Below are 21,722 nucleotides of genomic sequence, written 5' to 3'. Positions count from 1 at the left end.
GCCCCGGCGGCGATCAGGCGCCGCGAATGCGTTGCAGCAATCCGGCCGTCGAAGGATCGAGCCCACCGGCGTCGCCTGTTGCCAGCCGGGGCGCGATGTCCTGCGCCAGCACCTTGCCCAGCTCCACGCCCCACTGGTCGAAGCTGTCGATGCCCCAGAGGCTGCCGCTGGTGAAGACGCGGTGCTCGTACATCGCCAGCAGCGCGCCCAGGCTGGCCGGCGTCAGCGCGTCCAGCAGGAAGAAGCTGCTCGGGCGGTTGCCGCTGAAGTTCTTGTGCCCGCCGGCATCCGCCTTCCCCTGCATCAGGGCCTGGGCCTGGGCCAGCGCGTTGGCCAGCAGCAGGTCGTGGTGGACCGGCAGGCCGTGGGCGGGCCTGCGCACCGCGAAGAATTCGACCGGCACCGTGTCCGTGCCCTGGTGCAGCATCTGGAAGTAGGCGTGCTGGCCGTTGGTGCCGGGCTCGCCCCAGAGCACGGGCGAGGTGCCGTAGGCCAGCGCGCGCCCCTCGGTGTCCACGCTCTTGCCGTTGCTTTCCATCTCGAGCTGCTGCAGGTAGGCCGGCAGGCGCCGCAGCGCGGAGTGGTAGGGCGCGATGCTGCGGCTGGTGAAGCCGTGGAAGTTGCGGTACCAGACGTCCAGCAGGCCCAGCCGAACCGGCAGGTTCGATTCCAGCGGCGCGGTGCGGAAGTGCTGGTCCATCGCATGCGCGCCCGCCAGCAGCTGGCGGAAGCCGTCGGCGCCGACCGCGATGGCGATCGGCAGGCCGATGGCCGACCACAGCGAATAGCGGCCGCCCACCCAGTCCCAGAAGCCGAAGGTGGTGGTGATGCCGAAGGCGCGCGCGGCCCCGACGTTGGTCGTGAGCGCGGCGAAGTGGCGTGCCGTGTCGGTGCCGCCCTGCGCCTCGAACCAGGCCTTGGCCGAGCGCGCGTTGGTCATCGTCTCCAGCGTGGTGAAGGTCTTCGAGGCGATGAGGAACAGCGTGGACTGCGCATCCAACTGCTTCAGCACCGCGGCCAGTTCGTGGCCGTCGACGTTGGAGACGAAGTGGAAGCGTTTGCCCGGCGTCACGAAGCTGTCGAGGGCGGCCACCGCCATCTGCGGTCCCAGGTCGGAGCCGCCGATGCCGATGTTGACCACGTCGGTGATGCCGGCGTCGGCGCGGATGCGCTCGGCGTAGGCCAGCATCGCGTCCAGCGTTTCGTGCACCGCCTGCGAGTCGCCGTCGCCGGCGATGCGCGGCGCGCGCAGCAGCCAGTGCTTGACCGCGCGGTTTTCCGTGGTGTTGATGCGCTCGCCGGCGAACATCGCGTCGCGGTGCGCTTCCAGGCCGCACTCCCGCGCCAGCCGGACCAGCAGCGCCTGCGCTTCGGCGTCGACCCGGTTCTTGGAGAGATCGGCAAAGACGTGCGGCGCTTCCTGGCTGAATGCGGCGAAGCGGCCCGCGTCCTGCGCGAACGCCTGCCGGAGGTCGAAGCCGCGGCCGCCCTTGTCGAAGTGCTGCCGCAGCAAGGACCAGGCGGCCGCCTGGTCGCAGCGGACGCGCGGCGTCGCCATCAGTTCGCCTTCAGCAGCTGTTCGAGCTTCACCGCGTCGACCGCGAAGGCGCGGATGCCTTCGGCCAGCTTCTCGGTGGCCATGGCGTCCTCGTTGAGCGCCCAGCGGAAGCCGGCTTCGTCGTAGCGAACCTGCCGCAGGTCCAGCGATTTCGCCTGCGCCGGGTCGAGCGCGCGCTGCACGGGCGCATCGCTTTCCGCCAGTTGAGCCAGCAGCTCGGGGCTGATCGTGAGCAGGTCGCAGCCCGCCAGCGCCAGGATCTGCCCGGTGTTGCGGAAGCTGGCGCCCATCACCTCGGTCGCGATGCCGAAGTGCTTGTAGTACTGGTAGATCTCGCGCACCGACTTCACGCCGGGGTCGTTGGCGCCCGCGCTCGCCGCCTCGTCCCACTTCGCGCCGGCGCTCTTCTTGTACCAGTCGTAGATGCGGCCCACGAAAGGCGAGATCAATTGCACCTTGGCTTGGCCGCAGGCGACGGCCTGGCAGAAGGAGAACAGCAGCGTGAGGTTGGTCTTGATGCCGCGCTGCTGCAACTGGGCGGCGGCCTGGATGCCTTCCCAAGTCGAGGCCACCTTGATCAGTAGCCGCTCGGTGCCCACGCCTTCGGCCTTGTACAGCGCCACCAGGCGTTCGCCGCGCGCGACGGTGGCGGCGGTGTCGAAGCTCAGGCGCGCATCGACCTCCGTGGAAACGCGGCCGGGGATGATCTGTAGGATCTCGCAGCCGAAGCGGACCACCAGCCGGTCCATCTGCTCGTCCAGCGGCTCCTTGCGGTGGCGCTGCAGGGTGTCCTGCAGCAGCGGCGCGTACTCGGCCTTCTGCACGGCCTTGAGGATCAGCGAGGGGTTGGTCGTGGCGTCCTGCGGCTGGTACTGCGCCAGCTGGCGGAAGTCGCCGGTGTCGGCCACCACCGTGGTGAACTGCTTCAATGCATCCAGTTGATTCATGCGGCAATTATGGTGCGGCGCACCCCGCGCGCGGTACGGCCCGGTTACGAAACCTGCACCACCGACACGCCATGGTCCGCGAGCCGCAGGCCCACGTCGCTCCCAAGGCTGAGCACGCGATCGAGTTCGGGCGAGACCACGAAGATCGGTCCGAGCTCCGTCTCGAAGGTGTATTCGTAGTTGCTGCCCAGGTAAGCCAGCTTGGCCAGGCGGCCGTTCAGGCCGTGGCCCGGCGGGCCGACGTGCCAGGCCTCCGGACGCACGGCGACCTTCACCGCGCCCGGCGCCACGGTCGTGCGCGGGGTGATGCGCAGCGGCCCCAGCGCCACCGTTCCCGAGGCGTCGGCGCGCGCGGGGAACAGCATCGCCTCGCCCATGAAGCCGGCGACGAACTCGCTGGCCGGCGTTTCGTACAGCTGCTGCGGCGTTCCGCTTTGCGCGATGACGCCGTGGTCCATGACGATGATCTGGTCGCTGACGGCGAGCGCCTCGCTCTGGTCGTGCGTGACGTAGGCCACCGTGAGCTGCAGGCGCTGCTGCAGCGAGCGGATCTCGTCGCGCATTTCGCGCCGCAGCCGCGCGTCCAGGTTGGACAGCGGCTCGTCGAACAGCAGCACCGCCGGCTCCAGCACCAGCGCGCGCGCCAGCGCCACGCGTTGCTGCTGTCCGCCGGACAGCTCGCTGGGCAGGCGGGCGTCGAAGCCGACCAGGCCCACGCTGCGCAGCGCCTCGGCCGCCTTTTCGCGCGCCACCGCGCGCGCCAGCCCCGACATGCGCAGGCCGTAGCTCACGTTCTCCAGCACGTCCATGTGCGGGAACAAGGCATAGCTCTGGAACATCATGCTGACGTTGCGCTGCGCCGGGCCGAGCGTGGTGACGTCCTGGCCCGCGATCACGATGCGGCCGCTGGTGGGCGCTTCCAGGCCCGCGATCATGCGCAAGGTCGTCGTCTTGCCGCAGCCCGAGGGGCCGAGGATGGTCGTCAGGCTGCCGCGCGGCACCGTGAAGCTGATGCCCTGGACGGCCAGCGGCGCGGCCGGATCGGTGCCATAGCGTTTCGTGACGTTGTGGAACTCGATGCTCACTTCAGGTCCCCGGAGTTGTAATGGCCGCGGCGCGCCGACCCAGCCGCCGCTCGCCGACGATCCACTGGATGGCCGCGGTCGCGGCGCTCATCATGACGATCAGCACCGTGCAGTAGGCCAGCGCGACGCCGTAGTCGCCGTTGCCCACGCGGCCGATGATGTAGGTGGTGGCCAGTTCGTTTTCCGCCGTCACCAGGAAGATCACCGCCGACACCGTGGTGATGGCGCGCACGAAGCTGTAGACCAGCGCCGCCACCAGCGCCGGCTTCAACAGCGGCAGCACCACGTGGCGCAGCGTGCGCGCAGTGGACGCGCGCAGCATCAGCGAAGCCTCGTCGAGCGACTTGTCCAGTTGCTGGAAGGCCGCCGTTCCCGCGCGCACGCCGACCGGCAGGTTGCGGAACAGGAAGCACAGCACGATGATCAGGCCGGTGCCCGTCAGCTCGAAGGGCGGCACGTTGAAGGCCAGGATGTAGCTCACTCCAAGCACCGTTCCGGGGATGGCAAAGGCGAGCAGCGCGGCGAACTCGAAGAAGCCCTGGCCGCGGAACTGCGTGCGCGCCAGCAGCCAAGCGATCAGCAGGCCGAGTCCCGCGGTGAGCGGCGCCGAGATCGCCGCCAGCTTGATGGTGGTGAAGAAGGAGTTCCACGCGGTGCCGGCCCAGACCGCGCCGAACTGGCCCCACTCGAAGGCGAAGGCGGTCTTGAAGTGCGCGAGGGTCAAGGTGTAGTCGCGGCCCCAGGTCTGCACGAAGCCGCCGGCAAAGGCGAACAGGTAGACCACCAGCGTGAAGGCGATCCAGGGCAGCGCGATCGACTGCACGGCCAGGCGCGCGCGCCGCGGCAGCGCCATCGGAACGCCGGCGTCGCCCTTGCCCGTCACCGTGGTGTAGCTGCGGCGTCCGACCACCCAGCGCTGCAGGGCGAACACCGCCAACGCGAACAGGGTGAGCAGCCACGCCAGCGAAGCCGCGCGGCCCTGGTCGTACTGCGCGCCGACGATGGCGAAGAAGATCTCGGTGGACAGCACCGAGAACTGCCCGCCCACCACCACCGGGTTGCCGAAGTCGGCCATGCTCTCGATGAAGCCGACCAGGAAGGCGTTGGCGAGGCCGGGCCGCAGCAGCGGCAGCGTGATAGTCGCGAAGGTGCGTTCGCTGTCGGCGCGCAGCGTCTGCGCCGCTTCCTCCAGGCTGGGCGCGATGCCTTGCACCACGCCGCGCATGATCATGAAGGCGATGGGCGTGAACGCGAAGGTCTGCGCGAGCCAGACGCCGAAGGCGCCGTAGAACCAGCGCGAAGGCGGGATGCCGAAGGCCCACTCGAGCAGCTGGTTGGCGATGCCGGCGCGGCCGAATAGCAGGATCAAGCCGAGCCCCACAACGAAGGGCGGCGTGATGATGGGCAGCATCGCCAGGATGTTCAGCGGCTTCGCATAGCGGCGCGGCCCGCGTTCGGCCATCAGCGCCATCAGCGTGCCCAGCAGCGTGGTGCTGGCCGCCACCGCGGTGCCGAGCAGCAGCGTGTTCCACGCCACGCCGCAGCGCACGCCCCCGGCGAGGCAGCCCAGGCCGAAGTTGCGTTCGTTGAAGATGCGCTCGGCGAAGGATGCCAGGCCGAAGCGGCCGTCTTCGCCGAAGAAGGCGCCGGCCAGCGACTTCAGCACCGGGAACACGATGAAGAGCGCCAGCAGGCTCGCGCTGCCGACCACGGCGGCCGCCACGAACAGGTCGCCGCGGAACAGGCCCCGCCGCGCGAGGCCGAACGCACCAAGCACGACGAGAGCGGCCAACGCGAGGAATGCGCCCCAGCCCATGCCGAACTGCTGCAGCGACAGTTCGCCGAAGGTGGTGTTGAAGAAGGCGAAGCTCCAGCCCTTGGCGCCGATGAGGAAGCCCCCGGCCAGCAGGCCCAGTGCGCCCGCGCCGCCACCGAGCAGCAGCAGGCTGCCTTGCGCGCGGCCCGGCTTCATCGCTGCCGCGGCGGCGCAGGCGAGCAGCCCGGCGAAACCGATCCAGAGCCAGGGCCGGCCGAAGGACAGGGCCTGCAGCAAGCCGTTGCCGGTCTCCGCGCCGCTCCAGGCCTGGCCGATGGCGAGCAGGCCGTTGCCGTCCTGCAGGGCGTACCAGGGGAACAGCAGGTAGGCGACCAGCCCGAGCGCCACCCAGGCCCACAACGGCGCATTGGCGTCGCGCAGGCTCGTGGGCAGCCCGGGCACGCGCAGGGCGGCGGCCTCCTCGGGAAGCAGGGCGGGAGAAGTCACGCGGCTTCGATCAGCGAGGCAGCGCGTTCACTTCCTTTTCCCAGCGCGCGATCAGGCGCCGGCGCTCGGCGCTGGCGCCGTACTTGGCGTAGTCGTAGTTGATGAACTTGATCTTCTTGAAGTCCGGCACCCGCGCGTCGACCTTCGCGGCCTTGTTGCTCGGAAGCTGGAACTGCTTGGCCGCCGCCGCCATCTCCTGCGCCGCGGGCGTCAGCGCCCACTCGTAGAACTTCTTGGCCGCGTCCATGTTGCGCGCGCCCTTGACGATGCTCATGGAGCCGATCTCGGCGCCGGTGCCGTCGGCGGGCGTGATCGTCTCGACCGGGAAGCCCTGCATCTTTTCGCCCGGGCCATCGTGCACGAAGCTGATGGACACCGCGGTCTCGCCGCGCGCCACCGCCTTGATCGGGCCGGTGCCCGAGCGCGGATAGTTGCCCACGTTCTTGTGCAGGCTCTTGAGATAGTCGAAGGCCTTGTCCTCGCCCATCAGCTGCACCAGCGTGGCGATCATCGTGTACGCGGTGCCGCTGGACGCGGGGTTCGCGACCTGGATCTCGCCCTTGTAGTCGGCCTTGGTCAGGTCGGCCCAGGTCTTGGGCACGGCCAGCTTCTTCTTGGCCAGCAGCTCGGGGTTGTAGCCGAAGCCGAGCGGGCCCGAATAGATGCCCACGGTCTTGTAACCCGATTGCTTGGCCTGCTGCTGCGCCCACTCGTGCAGCTGCGGCAGCGAGGGCGACTTGTATTCGACCGTGAGGCCCTGCTCCGCGGCCTGCAGGTGCGGGTCGCCGGTGCCGCCGAACCAGACGTCGGTCTTGGGGTTGTCCTTCTCGGCGATCAGTTGCGCCAGCGCTTCGCCGGAGCCCTTCATCACGACGTTGATCTTCGTGCCGGTGGTGCGGGCGTAGACCGTGGACAGCATGTTGCACCACTCGGCCTGCACCGAGCAGATGACGTTGACCTGGCCCTGCGCCGCCGCCGAACCGCAGGCGAGAACGAATGCAAGTCCTGCGACTGCCTTTTGCATTTGATGCTCCAAAGTAACGGAATTACACCGGTGGAGCTTAGCTGCGGGACCGCTCTGGCGGCACCGGGAAACTACCATTCGCCGTTATGAAACTAAGTTACAGTGACGGCATGAGTTTCGATCTCGTTCTCTTCGGCGGCACGGGCGATCTCGCCTGGCGCAAGCTCATGCCGGCCCTGTTCCAGGCCTTCCGCCACGGCACCTTGCCCGCCGGCGGCCGCATCATCGGCGTGGCCCGCGACGACCTCAGCGACGCGCAGTACCGCGACCTGATCCGCTCCCGCTTCGACGAGGTCGACCTGAACAAGCGGCCCACGCCCGAGGAGTTCGAGCGCTTCGCGCAGCTGCTGCACTTCCTGCGCCTGGACCTGTCGAAGCCCGCGGACTACGAGCGGCTGAAGAAGCTGCTGGAAGAGCGCCAGGCCGACACGGTGGTGATGTACCTGGCGACGGCGCCCACCTTGTTCACCACGGTGTGCGAGCAGCTGGCGGCCGCCGGGCTGAACGGAGCGAACGTCCGGCTGGTCCTGGAAAAGCCCCTGGGCCACGACCTGGCGTCGAACCGCGAGATCAACGAGGCCGTGCGCAAGGTGCTGAGCGAAAAGCAGATCTTCCGCATCGACCACTACCTGGGCAAGCCGGCGGTGCAGAACCTGTTTGCCATGCGCTTCGGCAACGCCCTGTTCGAGCCGGTCTGGCGGCGCGAGCACATCTCCAACATACAGATCACCATTGCCGAAGAACTCGGGGTGGAGAAGCGCGGCGCCTTCTACGACCAGACCGGCGCCCTGCGCGACATGGTGCAGAACCACGCCTTGCAGCTGCTGTGCGCGCTGGCCATGGAGCCGCCGATCAACGCCCATGCCGACGCCATCCGCGACGAGAAGCTCAAGGTGCTGCGCTCGCTCAAGCGCTGGACCCCGGAAGCGCTGGACCAGCACGTGGTGCGCGGCCAGTACACGGCCGGCACGGTCGACGGCAAGGCGGTGCCGGGCTACCGCGAGGAGCCGGGCGTCGATCCGCAAAGCAGCACCGAGACCTTCGTGGCGCTGCGCACCGAGATCGCCAACTGGCGCTGGGCCGGCGTGCCCTTCTACATTCGCACCGGCAAGCGGCTGGCCGAGCGCGAAGCGCACATCGAGGTGAATTTCCGCGAGGCGCCCCATGCCATCTTCAATGCACCCGCGGGCGCCACCAACCGCCTGGTGATCAACCTGCAGCCGCGCGACGGCGTCGAGCTGCACATGCTGGCGCTGGGCCAGGAGAACCGGCGCAACGGCCACACGCTGGCGCCCGTGCACCTGGACCTGGACTTCGACAAGCGCTTCGGCTCCGAGCGCGTGGGCGCCTACGAGCGCCTGCTGCTGGACGTGATTGCCGGGCGGCTGAACCTCTTCGTGCGCAGCGACGAACAGGAGGAAGCGTGGCGCTGGGTGGAGCCGATCCTCGAGCACTGGCGCAACGACGCGCGCGACCCGCGCTCCTATGCGGCCGGGACGTGGGGGCCACCCGCCGCCAGCGCGATGATCGCGCGCGACGGCTTCTGCTGGCCTGAAGAATGTTAGCCCCCACGCTTGGCACTTCGTGCACTGCGCTGCCCCCCGAGGGGGCCTTCGCCTCTTGGGGCGGCCCGGCGAGGCTCACATGCTAGACCGCATCAAGGCCTCCATGCCTTCGCTGGCCCCGGCGGAGCAGCGGGTGGCGCGCCTGGTGCTGGGCGATCCGCGCGCCTTCGCCAACCTGCCGGTGAGCGAACTGGCCGACCGCGCGCACGTGAGCAAGCCGACCGTGGTGCGCTTCTGCCGCAGCATGGGCTACGACGGCCTGTCGGACTTCAAGCTGAAGCTGGCCGGCAGCGTGAGCGAGGGCGTGCCCTTCATCCACCGCAGCGTCGACCCGGACGACAAGACCAACGACGTCCTGGTCAAGGTGATCGACAACGCGGTGGCGGCCTTCCTCAAGTACCGCAACGACGCCTCGACCTTCGCCATCGAGAAGGCGGCGGAGGCGCTGGCGGCCACCTACAAGACCGGCCGCCGCATCGAGTTCTACGGCGCCGGCAACTCGGGCATCGTGGCGCAGGACGCGCAGCACAAGTTCTTCCGCCTGGGCGTGAACACCATCGCCTACAGCGACGGCCACATGCAGGTGATGAGCGCGACGCTGCTCGGGCCCGGCGACTGCCTGGTGGTGGTGTCCAATTCGGGCCGCACGCGCGACCTGATGGATGCCTGCGACATCGCCCGCCGCAACGGCGCGACGACCATCTGCATCACCGCCACCGGTTCGCCGCTCGCGAGCTCGGGCCACATCCACCTGGCGGCCGACCATCCCGAAGGCTACGACCGCTACAGCCCCATGGTGTCGCGCTTGCTGCACCTGATGATCATCGACGTGCTCGCGACGACGGTGGCGCTGCGCATCGGCGGAGGACGGCTGCAGCCGCTGCTGCGCGAGATGAAGAACAACCTGCGCACCAAGCGCTATGCGTAGAATTTCCGCATGAGCGCCGCCATCCTGGTTCCCGTCGCAGCCGGCGAACTCTTCGACAAGAAGACCATCCTGCAGATCAAGCGGGAGCGCATCGCGTCGCCGGAACAGCGCGCCAACGTGGAGCGCGAGCTGGCGCTGCTGGCGGAGATCGCCGACCGCATTGCCGCGGGCACGGAGCGCCGGGCCGAACTGCAGGACCTGGAAGCGCAGCTGCGCGGCATCAACGAGCAGCTGTGGGACCTGGAGAACGTGGTCCGCGCCTGCGAACGCAATGGCCGCTTCGACGAGTCCTTCGTGGCGAGCGCGCGCAGCATCTACGCCGGCAACGACCGCCGCGCCGCCGTCAAGCGCCAGATCAACCTGCTCCTCGGCTCCGCCCTGATCGAAGAGAAGAGCCACACGTGAGCGCCCGCGCCCAGCAGCGCTTCGACGAGGCGCTGGCGCTGCATCGCCAGGGCCAGCTGCCGCTGGCCGAGATCCTCTATCGCGACGTGCTGCGGCTCGCTCCCACGCACGCGCAGACCCTCTTCCACCTCGGCATCCTGCAGCAGCAATCGGGACGCCTGGACGAGGCGCTGGCCAGCTTCGACCAGGCCCTGGCCCAGGTGGCCGACAACCCGCAACTGCACCTGCGGCGCGGCGTCGCGTTGCACCAGCTGGGCCGGTTCGAAGACGCGCTGGCCGCCTACGGTCGTGCGCTGGCCCTGCGCCCCGAGGCCGCCGATGTCCTGAACAACGCCGGCATGGCGCTGCACAAGCTGGGGCGCCACGACGAGGCGATCGCGCATTACGAACGTTCGCTGGCGCTCGAGGCGAACGCCGCCGAGACCGAGATGAACCTGGGCGTGGCGCTCTACGAGCTGAACCGCTTCGAGGAAGCGCGCGCGCGGCACGAGCGGGCACTCGCCCTGCGGCCGGGCAGCCCCGACGTCCAGGCGAACCTCGCCAACGCACTGCTGGAACTGGGCTTGCACCAGGAGGCCCTGGAGCTGTACCGCAAGGTCGCGCAAGCGCGCCCGCGCGACGCGGACCTGCAGATGAACCTGGGCAACGTGCTGCGCGACATGCACTGCCAGGAAGAAGCCCTGGCGAGCTACGCACGCGCGCTCGCGCTCGATCCGCAGAACGCCGACGTGCACTGGAACCAGGCGATCGCGCTGCTGACGATGGGCGACCTCGCGCGTGGCTGGCGCGAATACGAGTGGCGCCTGCGCATGCCGGCGATGGCCGACGTGCAACGCACGTTCGCCGCGCCGCCCTGGCGGGGCGAGGTTCCGCTGTCCGGCCGCACGATCCTGCTGCACGCGGAGCAGGGGCTGGGCGACACGCTGCAGTTCTGCCGCTATGCCGCCGTGCTGCAGGCGCAGGGTGCGAACGTGAAGCTCGAAGTGCAGCGGCCGCTGGTGGCGCTGCTGCGCGGCCAGCCGGGACTGGGCGACGTCATCGCCAAGGGCACGGACCCCGGCGCCTGCGATTTCCACTGCCCGCTCATGTCCTTGCCCTTCGCCTGCGGCACCACCCTGGACAACGTGCCGGCGCCGGTGCCTTACGTCCGCCCCGATCCCGCGCTGGCACAGCGCTGGAGCCAGGAGCTGGGGCCGGCGCGCCGGCCGCGCATCGGCCTCGCCTGGAGCGGCAACGCCGCGAACCCGAACGACCACCGGCGCTCGATCCCGCTCGCGAACCTGCTGGCCGGCTTGCCGCGCGACGCCAGCTACTGGAGCCTGCAGAAGGAGGTCGCGCCGGAGGACCTGCGCCTGATCGAAGCGGATCGCCGCATCCAGCGCTTCAGCGAGAACACGTTCGAACACACGGCCGCGCAGATCGCGTCGCTGGATGCCGTCGTGTGCGTGGACACCTCGATCGGCCACCTCGCGGGCGCACTGGGCGCGCGCACCTTCGTGCTGCTGGCCCATTCGGCCGACTGGCGCTGGCTCTCCGGCAGGACCGACACGCCCTGGTATCCGCGGCACACGCTGCTGCGGCAGCCGGCGCCGAGCGACTGGGCGTCGGCGCTGGGCCGCCTGGCGGGCGAACTGGCCACCGTGGGCTGAACGCGCGGGTAAGACCAAGGGTCAATGGACAGCGGCCCGCCGCTGCGGTCCGATAGCCCGGATGAAACGACTGCTCCTCGCGCTGCTCGCGCTGCTGTGGCTGACCGGCTGCTCCACCACCAACTGGCACCTCGCACCCACGCCGGCGGTCTTGAAGGAACCACGGCTGGACTTCGAGCGTGCCATGCCGGAGGCGCTGCGCACCACCCGCCTGCCGGTGTTCTACGCGACCACGCGCGCGCGCACCGAAAGCCCCGAGAACTACAGCAACTCCAGTGCCGATGGCGTCGAGCTCGGCGTCGCGCAGGTGCGGCTGGGCGAGCCCGGCTGGGACTGGGCGGCGCTGATGGCCTCCGACCAGGCAAGCACCGTGGCCAAGCCGCGCAACGGCGCGGTGGAATCCGTGCAGGCGTTCGGCACCGTTCCTCAGGCCGACGACGCTTTCGTGCAGGCCATCGACGCGCAGCTGGCGCGCACGAAGAATCCCACGCTCGTGTTCTACGTGCATGGCTACCGCGTGGCCTTCAACGAGGTCGCGGTGCAGATGGGATCGTTCTCGCACTATCTCGGCCAGGGCGCGGTGGTCACCTTCCAGTGGCCGACGGGCAGCATGTTCTGGAACTACCTCACCGACTGCCCGCGTGCCGAGCAGTACATCCCGGCCATCGAGCGCATGCTGGCGCTGCTCGCGCGCACGAAGGCGGAGCAGATCAGCGTGATGGCCTATAGCTGCGGCTCGCCCCTGCTGGCCGCGGCGCTGGACCGGCTGCGCGCGCGCACGCCGGCCGCGAGCCGGGACGAACTGCAGAAGTCCTGGCGCATCGGCAACGTCATGTACGTGGCCTCCGATGTGGACCTCAAGACCTTCGCCAGCGAGCACGTGCAGCCTTCGCTGGACCTGGCGCGCCAGGTGCTCGTGTACTACTCGCGCATCGACCGCGCGCTGGGTTTCTCGTCGCTGATCGCCGGCGCCTCGCGCCTGGGCCGGCCCGACATCACGGACCTGAGCGTGGAAGAAATCCGCCGGCTGGCGTCCGACCCGCGGCTGCAGGCGATCGACGTCACCAGCGTGCGCGGCGCCCACGAGATGGGCGGCATGAAGGGCCACGGCTACTGGTACGCCAACGAGGTGATCTCCACCGACGTGCTGCTCTCGCTGCGCTACCCGATCCCGCCGGCGCAGCGCTGCCTGGAGAACCAGCCCGGCACGCTGGTGTGGCGCATCCCCGAAAACTACGTGGACTGCGTGAGCGAGAAACTGCTGCGGCTGTATCCGGCGCTCGCGCGCTAGATGCGGCCTTCCTCCACCGCGTGGCAGGCCACGCGGATGCCCTCGATCTCCAGCAGCGCCGGCCGCTCGACGCGGCAACGCTCGTTGGCGAACGGACAACGCGGATTGAAGGCGCAGCCGGTGGGGGGATTCAGCGGATTCGGGACTTCGCCTTGCACCGGCGTGCGTGCGCGGCCGGTGTCGTGCATCTTCGGGATCGCGTCCAGCAGCATGCGCGTGTACGGGTGGCGCGGCTGGCCGAACAGCTGGTGCTTGCCGGCCAGTTCCACCAGGCGCCCGAGGTACATCACGCCGACCTGGTCGCTCACGTGCCGCACCACGGCCAGGTTGTGCGAGATGAAGAGGTAGGTGAGGCCCTGCTGGCGCTGCAGGTCCTTCATGATGTTCAGCACCTGCGCCTGCACGCTGACGTCCAGCGCGGAGGTCGGCTCGTCGCAGACCAGGAACTCGGGCTGCGTCGCGAGCGCGCGCGCGATCGAGATGCGCTGGCGCTGGCCGCCGGAGAACTGGTGCGGGAACTTCACCATGTCCAGCGGGCTCAGGCCCACCGACTGCAGCAGCTCGGCGACGCGTGCTTTCAGTTGCGCCGCGTCGGTGATGAGGCCGTGTTCCTTCAGCGGCTCGCCGACGATGCGCTCGACCTTCCAGCGCGGGTTCAGGCTCGCGTACGGGTCCTGGAAGATCATCTGGATGCGCCGGCGCAGCTTGCGTCCGGCGGCGGTCTTGAAGGCCGCGTGGGCATCCTGGTCGTCGAACGTGAAGCCGCCGCGCGTGGGCTGGTACAGGCCGACCAGCAAACGCGCCACCGTGCTCTTGCCGCAGCCGGACTCGCCGACCAGCGCCAGCGTCTCGCCCTTGCGGATGTCGAAGCTGACGCCGTCCACCGCATGCAGCAGCTGGCGCGGCTTGCCTTCCAGCACGCGGTTCAGCCAAGGCGCGGAGACGTCGAAGGTCTTGGCCAGGTCGCGCGCCTGGACCAGCGGAGCGTCGCTCATCCCACGGCCTCCGCGTTGGCGTCGTGCAGCCAGCAGGCCGCGCGGGTCGCGCCCGCATTCAGCAGGTCCGGGCGCTCGCGCATGCAGCGGTCGAAAGCACGCGGGCAGCGCGGGTTGTAGGCGCAGCCGGTGGGGATGGCGTTCAGGCGCGGCATGGCGCCGTCGATCTGGTTCAGGCGTTCGCGGTCCACGGTGATGTCCGGTATGGCGGCCATCAGGCCCAGCGTGTAAGGGTGGGCGGGCGTATTGATCACTTCGTGCACCGGGCCGATCTCGGCGACGCGGCCGGCGTACATCACCGCCACGCGGTCGCAGGTCTCGGCAATCACGCCCATGTCGTGCGTGATCAGCATGACGGCGGCGCCACGTTCCTGGCAGACCTTCTTCAGCAACTGGATGATCTGCGCCTGGATCGAGACGTCGAGCGCGGTGGTCGGCTCGTCGGCGACGATCAGCTTGGGTTCGGCGGCCAGGGCCAGCGCGATCACCACGCGCTGGCGCATGCCGCCGGAGAACTGGTGCGGGAAGTGGTCGATGCGTTCGGCCGCGGCGGGGATGCCGGTGTCTTCCAGCAGGCCGATGGCGCGCCGGCGCGCTTCCTGCGCCGTCACCGGCAGGTGCGCCTGGATCGTCTCCACCAGCTGCCGCCCTATCGTGTAGAGCGGGTTCAGCGAGGTGAGCGGATCCTGGAAGATCGCGCCGATCTTGCGGCCGCGGATGTGGCGCATGCGCTCGAAAGGCAGGTTGTCGATGCGCTCGCCTTCCAGCAGGATCTGCCCGGAGGCGACGCGCCCCGGCGGCTCGAGCAGCCCGATGATGGCGGCGCCGGTCAGCGACTTGCCGGCGCCGGACTCGCCGACCACGCCGAGGATTTCCCCCGGCGCGATCTCGAAGGAGATGTCGTCGAGCGCGCGCAGCGTGCCGCGCCGCGTGGGGAATTCGACGACCAGGTTCTGGACTTGCAGCAGCGACATTCGTGGTTCAGCGCAAGCGCGGGTTGATGGCGTCGCGCAGCCAGTCGCCCAGCAGGTTCACCGACAGAGCGATCAGCACCAGCATCAGGCCGGGGAACAGCGCGATCCACCATTCGCCCGACATCAGGAAGTCGTTGCCGTTGCGGATCAGCGTGCCCAGCGAGGGCTGCGTGATCGGCACGCCGACGCCCAGGTAGGACAGCGTGGCTTCCGTGATGATGGCGGTGGCGACCTGGATGGTGGCCAGCACCAGCACCGGGCCCATCACGTTGGGCAGCACGTGGCCGCTCATGATGCGGCGCTTGGAGACGCCGGTGACGCGCGCGGCCTGCACGTATTCCTTGTTGCGCTCCACCAGCGTGGAGCCGCGCACCGTGCGCGCGTACTGCACCCAGCCGGTGAGCGTGATGGCGAGGATCAGCACGCCGAAGGCCACGGTGTTGGCCGCATTGGGAAAGAGCGCCCGCCCGACGCCGGCGATCATCAGCGCCACCAGGATGGCGGGGAAGCTGAGCATCACGTCGCACAGGCGCATCAGGAAAGTGTCGACCCAGCCGCCCATGAAGCCCGCCAGCAGGCCGAGCGCGACCCCGATCAGCATCGACAGCAGCACCGAGACGATGCCCACCACCAGCGAGATGCGGGCGCCGAACATCAGCACCGAGAGGATGTCCCGGCCCTGGTCGTCGGTGCCCAGCAGGTACTTGGCGCTGCCCCGCTCTATCCAGGCCGGCGGCAGCTGCGCGTCACCGAGCACCAGCGTGGAGATGTCGAACGGATTGTGCGGCGCCACCCAGGGGGCGAACACCGCACAGAACACGCACAGGAACGCGACCGCCGCCGCGGCCATGGCCACGGGCGACGTGCGGAAACTGTGGCCGACGTCGCTGTCGAACCAACGCGCAAGGGCTGCTTTCAACTACTTCACTTCTTGATGCTGATCCACTTGAAGGGCATGTAGTTGTCGGCCCGCTGCACGATGTCGACCTTCTTGCTCGTGCCCCAGGCCAGCGCCTGCTGGTGCAGCGGCAGGTGGCCGATGTCGTCGGAGTGCAGCTTCATCGCCTCGGCGATCATGGCGTCGCGCTTGCCCTTGTCGGTCTCGGCCTGGATCTGCTTGATCAGCTTGGTCTGCGCCGGGTTGCAGTAGGCGCCCAGGTTGAACTGGCCGGCGCCGGCGTCGTCGGGGCAGGCCATCAGCGCATTCAGCGCGTCGTGCGCGTCGTAGGTCGACGGCGTCCAGCCCAGGAGATAGAAGCTGGTGTCGCGGCGCAGGATCTTCGGGAAGTAGGTGCCCTTGGTCTCGGCGGCCAGGTTGATCTTCACGCCCACGCGCGACAGGTTGGCGGCCACGGCCTGGCAGATGCGCGCGTCGTTGACGTAGCGGTCGTTCGGGCAGTTCATGGTCACCTCGAAGCCGCTCGGATAGCCGGCTTCGGCCAGCAGCTTCTTGGAAGCTTCCGGGTCGTAGGGCAGGCGCTTGTTGGCCGCCTCGCTGAAGCCGTGCACGCCGGGGCCGATCATCAGGCCGGTGGGCTTGGAGGCGCCGCGCATCACGGTCTTCTGGATGCCGTCGATGTCGATGGCCTGGTAGAAGGCCTGGCGCACGCGCTTGTCCTTGAAGGGGTTCTTGCCCTTCACGCTGGAGTACAGCAGTTCGTCGCGCTTCTGGTCCATGCCCAGGAAGATGGTGCGCAGCTCGGGGCCGGCCAGCACCTTGGCGCCGGCGGAGGCGTTGATGCGGTCGATGTCCTGCACCGGCACCGGCTCCATCACGTCGATCTCGCCCGACAGCAGCGCGGCGACGCGGGTGGCGTCGTTGCCGATCGGGGTGAAGATGACTTCCTGGGCGTTGCCGTCGATGGTGCCCCAGTAGTTGCCGTTGCGGATGAAGGTGGTGCGCACGTTCGGCTGGCGCTCGCGCAGGCGGTACGGGCCCGTGCCGTTGGCGCGGAAGGAAGCCGCGTTCTCGATGCCCTTGCGGCGGTCCACCGGGCGCGTGGCTTGGTTCTGCTCGCACCACTTCTTGCTCAGCATGTAGAGCGTGGTCAGCTGGTTCGGCAGGATCGGGAACGGCGTCTTGGTCTCGATGTCGACCGTGTGGTCGTTGACCTTGCGCACTTCCTTCACGTCGTTGATGTTGCTCTTGAGGTCCGAGCCTTCGCCGGCGGCGCGCTGGAACGAGAACACCACGTCGTCGGCGGTGAACGGCGTGCCGTCATGGAACAGGACGCCCTTGCGCAGCTCGAAGCGCCACACGGTGGGCGAGGTCTGCTTCCACGAGGTGGCCAGCGCGGGCGCCAGGCTCAGGTCCTTGGCACGGCCGACCAGCGGCTCGTACACGTTGCCGGTCACGGACAGCTGCAGCGACTCGTTGAGCGAGTGCGGGTCCATCGACAGCGAGTCGCCCTGGTTGGCGACGCGCACCGTCTGCGCCTGCGCGGCGGCGGCCAGCGCCAGGATGGCTGCGGCGGCGATGGTTCGTTTTTTCAGTTGCATGCTCGTGGCTCCTTTGTTGGAAGTGATGCCTGGGAAAATCGTCGGGCCGCCGCGCTCAGGGCGCGGCCGCCGGCATGGCCTGTTCCACCAGGGCGGCATGCAGCGCCGCGCCCAGGGGCAGGATCTCGTCGTTGAAGTCGTAGCGCGTCATGTGCAGCATGCAGCTGCCCTCGCCGCCCTGGCCGATGCGCAGGTAGGCGCCGGGCTTCACCTGCAGCATGAAGGAGAAGTCTTCCGCGCCCATGCTGGGCTCCATGTCGCGCACCACGTTCTCCGGGCCGACCAGCGACTCGGCGACGTTGCCGGCGAATTCGGTTTCGCGCGCGGTGTTGATGGTGGCCGGATAGATGCGCTCGTAGTGCACCGTGGCGGTTGCGCCGAAGCCGAGCGCCACGGCGCTGCAAAGTTCGTTCAGGCGCCGCTCCACCATCGCCTGTACCTCGGGACGGAAGGTGCGCACGGTGCCGACCAGCGTGGCCTTGCCGGGAATCACGCTCATCGCGTGCAGGTCGCCGGCGTTCATCGCGCACAGGCTGATCACCGCGCCGTCGACCGCCTTCACGTTGCGCGAGACGATGCTCTGCACCGCGGTGATGATGTGCGCCGCGACCAGCACCGGGTCGACCGCGAGGTAAGGATGCGCGCCGTGGCCGCCCTTGCCGGTGATCTCGATCGTCACGCGGTCGGCGGCGGCCATCATCGCTTCGTTGCGGATGCCGAAGCAGCCGGGCTTGAGGCCGGGCCAGTTGTGCATGGCGTAGATCGCTTCCACCGGCCAGCGCTGGAACAGGCCGTCCTCGATCATGGCCTTGGCGCCCGCGAAGCCTTCTTCGCCGGGCTGGAAGACCAGCACCGCGGTGCCGTCGAAGTTGCGCGTCTCGGCCAGGTAGCGCGCGGCGCCGACCAGCATGGCGACGTGGCCGTCGTGCCCGCAGCCGTGCATCATCCCGCTCTTGCCCGACTTCCAGGGGAAGTCGTTGGCCTCGGTCATGGTGAGCGCGTCCATGTCGGCGCGCAGGCCGATCATGCGGCCGCTGGTGTTGGTCTTGCCGCGGATGATGCCGACCACGCCGGTCTTGCCGATGCCGGCATGCACCTCGTCGACCTGGCAAAGGCGCAGCGACTCCTGCACCCGCGCCGAGGTGTAGACCTCCTCGAAGCCGAGCTCGGGATGGGCGTGCAGGTCGCGCCGGAATGCCGTGAGCTCCGGATGGAACTGCGAGATGTGGGCGAAGGGCCGGCCATGGGCCAGGGCGCGCGCGTGCGCGGCGACGGGAGCGAGCATCAATGGCCTCCGGCGCTGCCGACGCGCAGGCGCGGGTCGACGGCGAAGTACAGCAGGTCCACCACCAGGTTGATGAGGACGAAGATCAGCGCGATCAGGCACAGGTAGGCCGCCATCACCGGGATGTCGGCGAAGGTCACGGCCTGGATGAACAGCAGGCCCATGCCGGGCCACTGGAAAACGGTCTCGGTGATGATGGCGAAGGCGATCAGGCCACCCAGCTGCAGGCCGGTGATGGTGAGCACCGGCACCAGGGTGTTCTTCAGCGCATGGCCGAAGTGGATGGTGCGGTTCGACAGGCCGCGGGCACGCGCGAACTTGATGTAGTCGGTGCGCAGCACTTCCAGCATTTCCGCGCGCACGAGCCGCATGATCAGCGTGAGCTGGAACACGGCCAGCGTGATCGCGGGCAGCACCACGTGGTGCCAGCCGTCGCGGGTGAGCAGGCCGCTGGACCACCAGCCGACCTGCACCGTCTCGCCGCGGCCGAAGCTGGGGAACCAGCCGAGCATGACAGCGAAGACGAGGATCAGCAGGATGCCGATCAGGAACGTCGGCAGCGACACACCCAGCAGCGAGACCATCATGAAGGCCTGGCTCAGGAAGGTGCCGCGGCGCAGGGCCGCATAGACGCCCATCGGGATGCCGAGGATCAGGGCGAGTCCGGCAGCCACCAGCGCCAGTTCCAGCGTGGCGGGAAAGCGCTCGGCGATGAGGCGCGAGACCTTGGCGCCCTGGCGGAGGCTCAGGCCGAATTCGCCCTGCGCCGCATTCACCAGGAAGTGCCAGAACTGCACGAAGAAGGGCTGGTCGAGCCCGAGGTCGGAGCGCAGCTGGCGGATCTGCTGCGGCGATGCGTCCTGCCCCAGGAGGAACACCACCGGATCGCCGACATATTGGAACAGCAGGAAAGCGATGTAGGCCACGACCACCATCACGATGAGGGCCTGGAACACGCGGCGCAGGATGAAGGCGAGCATTCGATGGGGCGCGAGGGGACTTCGATGCTAGCAGAGCAATCCGCGTGCCGACACCGGGCTTTCCTTGAGGCCTAAACGAATTTCCGCCGGCTTATCAATGGGCGACGCTCACCGGGCCGTACCAGGCGCGGGCGCGCGAATGGGTGTTGTCGCTGTCGGTCATGATGGCCATGCCGACCAGGGCGCCGGGCGCCTCGCCGAACACGCGCTGGTAGTCGGCGCGGATGTCGCGCTCGTAGTCGCGCCATTCGTTCAGGTGCGCAGCACCCGACTCCACCACGAACTTGCGGATGCGGTCGGTGCGCGGGCTGGTGATCACGGTGCCGGCCTCGCGCCGGTTGCACCACACGTACATGAGCGTCGCATACGGCAGCTCCTCGCCGGTCAGCAGGCGCGCCAGCTCCGACAGCGCGGCGTCGCGCGCGGAGAAACGGCTGCGGTCGCCTTCGAACACGAGCACCAGCCGCACCGGCGCATCGTCCTTTTCGCGCGTCGCGAGGTCGGCGTCTTCCATCAGCGCCGGCACCTTCCACGAGAAGCGCAGGCGCCCGAGCTCCGAAGGCTCGACGCGCAGGTTGTGCCGCAGCATGCTCGCGGAGGACTTGGCGTCGACGGCGATCGCGTCGCGGCCGTCCATGCGCACGTTCTTGAACAGGGTGGGCGTCTTGCCCGGAAGCGATTGGTGCGACCAGGGCTGCCAGGAAGACCCGGCCAGGTCGGCCAGCGGCGCGGGCGGCACGGAGCTGCAGGCGGCAAGCAGCAGCAGGAGGATGGCCGAGGCGGCGCGGGCGAGGGACTTCATGGCGTTCAATAAAAAAAGCCGCCCGAAGGCGGCTTTCAAGTTTCTTGTTTTCTGCAGCGGCCTTGCGGCCGCTTCGAAAATCAGAAGCTGTGGCGGATGCCCAGGTCCAGGCCGGACGAGTTCTCGTTCACGGCGGTGGAGGCACCGTTGACAGCGCTGTTGGCGCCGTCGCGGTTCTTCAGGTAGGCGTAGGTCGTGTACAGGGCGGTCCGCTTGGACAGGTTGTGCACGTAGCCCAGCGCGAACTTCTGGCTCTTCGGGTCGTTGGCGATGATGTTGGAGCTGACGCGGTATTCGCTGTAGGAAGCGCGAATTTCGCCAGCGCCGACCGGCACCAGGGTACCGATCAGCCAGCCGCGGCCGTTGATTTCCGGAGCGCCCAGCTGGACGTCGTCACGGCCGTACTGGCCCATCAGCTTGGCGACGCCGAAGTCCCACTGACCACCGATGTTCCAGGTGCGGATGTCGCCCTGGACGCCGGCGACCGTGGTCGCGGTGCCAACCATGCGCTGGCGGTTGTAGCCCAGCGCGACGTTGAACGGACCAGCAGCGTAGCCGACGCGGCCGCTGTAGCCCTTGCCGTCACGAGCGCCAGTGGCCTGGTTCTCGCCGCTGTAGTACATGGCCTGGCCGTAGAAGCCGCCCAGGTTACGGGGCAGGAAGTAGCCGATGGAGTTCGAAGCACGAACTTGGGTCGGGTAGAAGCCGCCCGGGTTGGCCGACGCGGCGGCGGTGCCGGTGAAGGGGTTCACGCCGCTGGCGACGCCGTTCAGCATCTGGTTCGTGCCCACGCCGTTGGTGCCGAACGGATCGAAGACCGTCAGGTTCCAGAAGGACGGGGTGTAGTCACGGCCCAGGCGCAGTTCGCCCCAGTTGCCAGCCAGGCTGACCGTGGAACGACGGTTGAACGTCAGACCTTGGCTGCCGGCTTGGCCAGCAGCAGCGCCGCCGGCGATCGTGTTGTTGGTGTTGGTGGCAGCGCCGCGGCCGTCGTCGTTGTTCAGACCGGCTTCCAGCCAGAAGGAGGCGGACATGCCGCCGCCCAGGTCTTCCGTACCACGGAAGCCCAGACGCGAGCTGTTGTAGCCCGAGTTGGTCAGTTGGAAGCGATCGACAGAGCCGGCGCCGTTACCACGACCCCAGGCCAGCGTGGCGTCGACGATACCGAACAGGGTCACCGACGACTGAGCGGAAGCCGCACCAGCGGCAGCCAGCACGGCCAGCGCAATGAGGGACTTTTTCATGCAAGTTTCTCCAAGGTTAAACATAGGGCTCCGGTGCGATTGGGAGATCGGAATGCAGGCACGTTCGTGCTCCCACCGGATCCCCGGGCCAACCTCCTTTTGGGAAGTTGTTGCTATTGCACCAGACGGCCCCCGCGTTCGCAAAGGATTTAGCCGGAACCGAGTCCATTCGTTGCACACCGACAACAAGCGCATAACCGCTGAGTGGACCTCACGCAACACCCATTT

General features: G+C 68.6%; 18 protein-coding genes. 5 read left to right on the top strand and 13 right to left on the bottom strand.

Annotated elements, in window-relative coordinates; all coding sequences use genetic code 11:
- Nucleotides 1–13: 13 nt before the first annotated feature.
- From pgi to LZ009_RS22195, 5 genes are read right to left on the bottom strand one after another with little or no spacing between them, the layout of a single operon-like run.
- A complete protein-coding gene (gene pgi, locus LZ009_RS22215) occupies nt 14–1,558 on the bottom strand; it encodes a glucose-6-phosphate isomerase (RefSeq protein ID WP_275700174.1) in 1,545 nt (514 codons plus the stop codon).
- Nucleotides 1,558–2,505 (bottom strand): transaldolase, encoded by a 948-nt coding sequence (gene tal / locus LZ009_RS22210; RefSeq protein ID WP_275700173.1) that lies wholly within the window; start codon nt 2,503–2,505, stop codon nt 1,558–1,560. The genes pgi and tal overlap by 1 nt, the downstream gene beginning before the upstream one ends.
- Before the next feature lie 44 nt (nt 2,506–2,549).
- Nucleotides 2,550–3,590 carry an ABC transporter ATP-binding protein gene (locus LZ009_RS22205; RefSeq protein ID WP_275700172.1) on the bottom strand — a complete coding sequence of 347 codons (1,041 nt, stop codon included), beginning with the start codon at nt 3,588–3,590 and terminating at the stop codon, nt 2,550–2,552.
- Between the two features lies 1 nt (nt 3,591).
- Nucleotides 3,592–5,808, bottom strand: coding sequence for an ABC transporter permease (locus LZ009_RS22200; RefSeq protein ID WP_275700292.1), 2,217 nt, complete (start codon nt 5,806–5,808; stop codon nt 3,592–3,594).
- Nucleotides 5,809–5,863: 55 nt separating this feature from the next.
- Entirely contained in the window at nt 5,864–6,877 is a 1,014-nt protein-coding gene (locus tag LZ009_RS22195) for an ABC transporter substrate-binding protein (RefSeq protein WP_275700171.1), read from the bottom strand.
- A 110-nt stretch (nt 6,878–6,987) separates the two neighbouring features.
- On the opposite strand from LZ009_RS22195, the gene zwf reads away from it, so the two are divergent.
- The 5 genes from zwf (at nt 6,988) to LZ009_RS22170 (ending at nt 12,715) form a co-directional block, all read left to right on the top strand.
- Nucleotides 6,988–8,442 carry a glucose-6-phosphate dehydrogenase gene (zwf, locus tag LZ009_RS22190; protein ID WP_275700170.1) on the top strand — a complete coding sequence of 485 codons (1,455 nt, stop codon included), beginning with the start codon at nt 6,988–6,990 and terminating at the stop codon, nt 8,440–8,442.
- A gap of 79 nt (nt 8,443–8,521) precedes the next feature.
- Nucleotides 8,522–9,370 (top strand): MurR/RpiR family transcriptional regulator, encoded by an 849-nt coding sequence (locus tag LZ009_RS22185; RefSeq protein ID WP_275700169.1) that lies wholly within the window; start codon nt 8,522–8,524, stop codon nt 9,368–9,370.
- 9 nt (nt 9,371–9,379) lie between these two features.
- The gene (locus LZ009_RS22180; protein ID WP_275700168.1) at nt 9,380–9,775 is read left to right on the top strand and encodes a DUF6165 family protein; all 396 of its coding nucleotides are present in this window, start codon (nt 9,380–9,382) and stop codon (nt 9,773–9,775) included.
- A complete protein-coding gene (locus tag LZ009_RS22175; RefSeq protein WP_275700167.1) occupies nt 9,772–11,424 on the top strand; it encodes a tetratricopeptide repeat-containing glycosyltransferase family protein in 1,653 nt (550 codons plus the stop codon). The genes LZ009_RS22180 and LZ009_RS22175 overlap by 4 nt, the downstream gene beginning before the upstream one ends.
- A gap of 61 nt (nt 11,425–11,485) precedes the next feature.
- Nucleotides 11,486–12,715 (top strand): alpha/beta hydrolase, encoded by a 1,230-nt coding sequence (locus LZ009_RS22170; RefSeq protein WP_275700166.1) that lies wholly within the window; start codon nt 11,486–11,488, stop codon nt 12,713–12,715.
- On the opposite strand, the gene LZ009_RS22165 is transcribed toward LZ009_RS22170, so the two are convergent.
- The 8 genes from LZ009_RS22165 to LZ009_RS22130 form a co-directional block, all read right to left on the bottom strand.
- Nucleotides 12,712–13,710, bottom strand: a complete 999-nt coding sequence (locus LZ009_RS22165) for an ABC transporter ATP-binding protein (protein ID WP_275700165.1) — start codon at nt 13,708–13,710, stop codon at nt 12,712–12,714. The genes LZ009_RS22170 and LZ009_RS22165 overlap by 4 nt on opposite strands.
- Nucleotides 13,707–14,684, bottom strand: a complete 978-nt coding sequence (locus LZ009_RS22160) for an ABC transporter ATP-binding protein (protein WP_275700164.1) — start codon at nt 14,682–14,684, stop codon at nt 13,707–13,709. Before LZ009_RS22160 ends, LZ009_RS22165 begins: the two co-directional genes overlap by 4 nt.
- A gap of 7 nt (nt 14,685–14,691) precedes the next feature.
- The gene (locus LZ009_RS22155) at nt 14,692–15,603 is read right to left on the bottom strand and encodes an ABC transporter permease (RefSeq protein ID WP_275700163.1); all 912 of its coding nucleotides are present in this window, start codon (nt 15,601–15,603) and stop codon (nt 14,692–14,694) included.
- Between the two features lie 5 nt (nt 15,604–15,608).
- Nucleotides 15,609–17,183 (bottom strand): ABC transporter substrate-binding protein, encoded by a 1,575-nt coding sequence (locus LZ009_RS22150; protein WP_275700162.1) that lies wholly within the window; start codon nt 17,181–17,183, stop codon nt 15,609–15,611.
- A 55-nt stretch (nt 17,184–17,238) separates the two neighbouring features.
- Nucleotides 17,239–18,468, bottom strand: coding sequence for a M20 aminoacylase family protein (locus LZ009_RS22145; RefSeq protein ID WP_275700161.1), 1,230 nt, complete (start codon nt 18,466–18,468; stop codon nt 17,239–17,241).
- Entirely contained in the window at nt 18,468–19,448 is a 981-nt protein-coding gene (locus tag LZ009_RS22140) for an ABC transporter permease (RefSeq protein ID WP_275700160.1), read from the bottom strand. The genes LZ009_RS22145 and LZ009_RS22140 overlap by 1 nt, the downstream gene beginning before the upstream one ends.
- Nucleotides 19,449–19,542: 94 nt before the next feature.
- Complete coding sequence (locus LZ009_RS22135; RefSeq protein ID WP_275700159.1) at nt 19,543–20,250, bottom strand: DUF3047 domain-containing protein; 708 nt, start codon at nt 20,248–20,250, stop codon at nt 19,543–19,545.
- Nucleotides 20,251–20,330: 80 nt separating this feature from the next.
- The gene (locus LZ009_RS22130) at nt 20,331–21,494 is read right to left on the bottom strand and encodes a porin (RefSeq protein WP_275700158.1); all 1,164 of its coding nucleotides are present in this window, start codon (nt 21,492–21,494) and stop codon (nt 20,331–20,333) included.
- Nucleotides 21,495–21,722 lie beyond the last annotated feature (228 nt).

The sequence above is a fragment of the Ramlibacter paludis genome, from assembly GCF_022012305.1.
In the GTDB taxonomy this organism is placed as follows: Bacteria; Pseudomonadota; Gammaproteobacteria; order Burkholderiales; family Burkholderiaceae_C; genus Ramlibacter; species Ramlibacter paludis.
The sequence above is the reverse complement of the archived record's forward strand: the minus strand, read 5'-3'. Positions and strand labels throughout refer to the sequence as shown.

What these genes read in the sequence shown, in the direction of transcription:
- pgi (WP_275700174.1), bottom strand. Translation starts at nt 1,558, where the DNA reads ATGGCGACGCCGCGCGTCCGCTGCGACCAGGCGGCCGCCTGGTCCTTG.
- tal (WP_275700173.1), bottom strand. Translation starts at nt 2,505, where the DNA reads ATGAATCAACTGGATGCATTGAAGCAGTTCACCACGGTGGTGGCCGAC.
- LZ009_RS22195 (WP_275700171.1), bottom strand. Translation starts at nt 6,877, where the DNA reads ATGCAAAAGGCAGTCGCAGGACTTGCATTCGTTCTCGCCTGCGGTTCG.
- zwf (WP_275700170.1), top strand. Translation starts at nt 6,988, where the DNA reads ATGAGTTTCGATCTCGTTCTCTTCGGCGGCACGGGCGATCTCGCCTGG.
- LZ009_RS22185 (WP_275700169.1), top strand. Translation starts at nt 8,522, where the DNA reads ATGCTAGACCGCATCAAGGCCTCCATGCCTTCGCTGGCCCCGGCGGAG.
- LZ009_RS22180 (WP_275700168.1), top strand. Translation starts at nt 9,380, where the DNA reads ATGAGCGCCGCCATCCTGGTTCCCGTCGCAGCCGGCGAACTCTTCGAC.
- LZ009_RS22170 (WP_275700166.1), top strand. Translation starts at nt 11,486, where the DNA reads ATGAAACGACTGCTCCTCGCGCTGCTCGCGCTGCTGTGGCTGACCGGC.
- LZ009_RS22165 (WP_275700165.1), bottom strand. Translation starts at nt 13,710, where the DNA reads ATGAGCGACGCTCCGCTGGTCCAGGCGCGCGACCTGGCCAAGACCTTC.
- LZ009_RS22160 (WP_275700164.1), bottom strand. Translation starts at nt 14,684, where the DNA reads ATGTCGCTGCTGCAAGTCCAGAACCTGGTCGTCGAATTCCCCACGCGG.
- LZ009_RS22150 (WP_275700162.1), bottom strand. Translation starts at nt 17,183, where the DNA reads ATGCAACTGAAAAAACGAACCATCGCCGCCGCAGCCATCCTGGCGCTG.
- LZ009_RS22145 (WP_275700161.1), bottom strand. Translation starts at nt 18,468, where the DNA reads ATGCTCGCTCCCGTCGCCGCGCACGCGCGCGCCCTGGCCCATGGCCGG.
- LZ009_RS22140 (WP_275700160.1), bottom strand. Translation starts at nt 19,448, where the DNA reads ATGCTCGCCTTCATCCTGCGCCGCGTGTTCCAGGCCCTCATCGTGATG.
- LZ009_RS22135 (WP_275700159.1), bottom strand. Translation starts at nt 20,250, where the DNA reads ATGAAGTCCCTCGCCCGCGCCGCCTCGGCCATCCTCCTGCTGCTGCTT.
- LZ009_RS22130 (WP_275700158.1), bottom strand. Translation starts at nt 21,494, where the DNA reads ATGAAAAAGTCCCTCATTGCGCTGGCCGTGCTGGCTGCCGCTGGTGCG.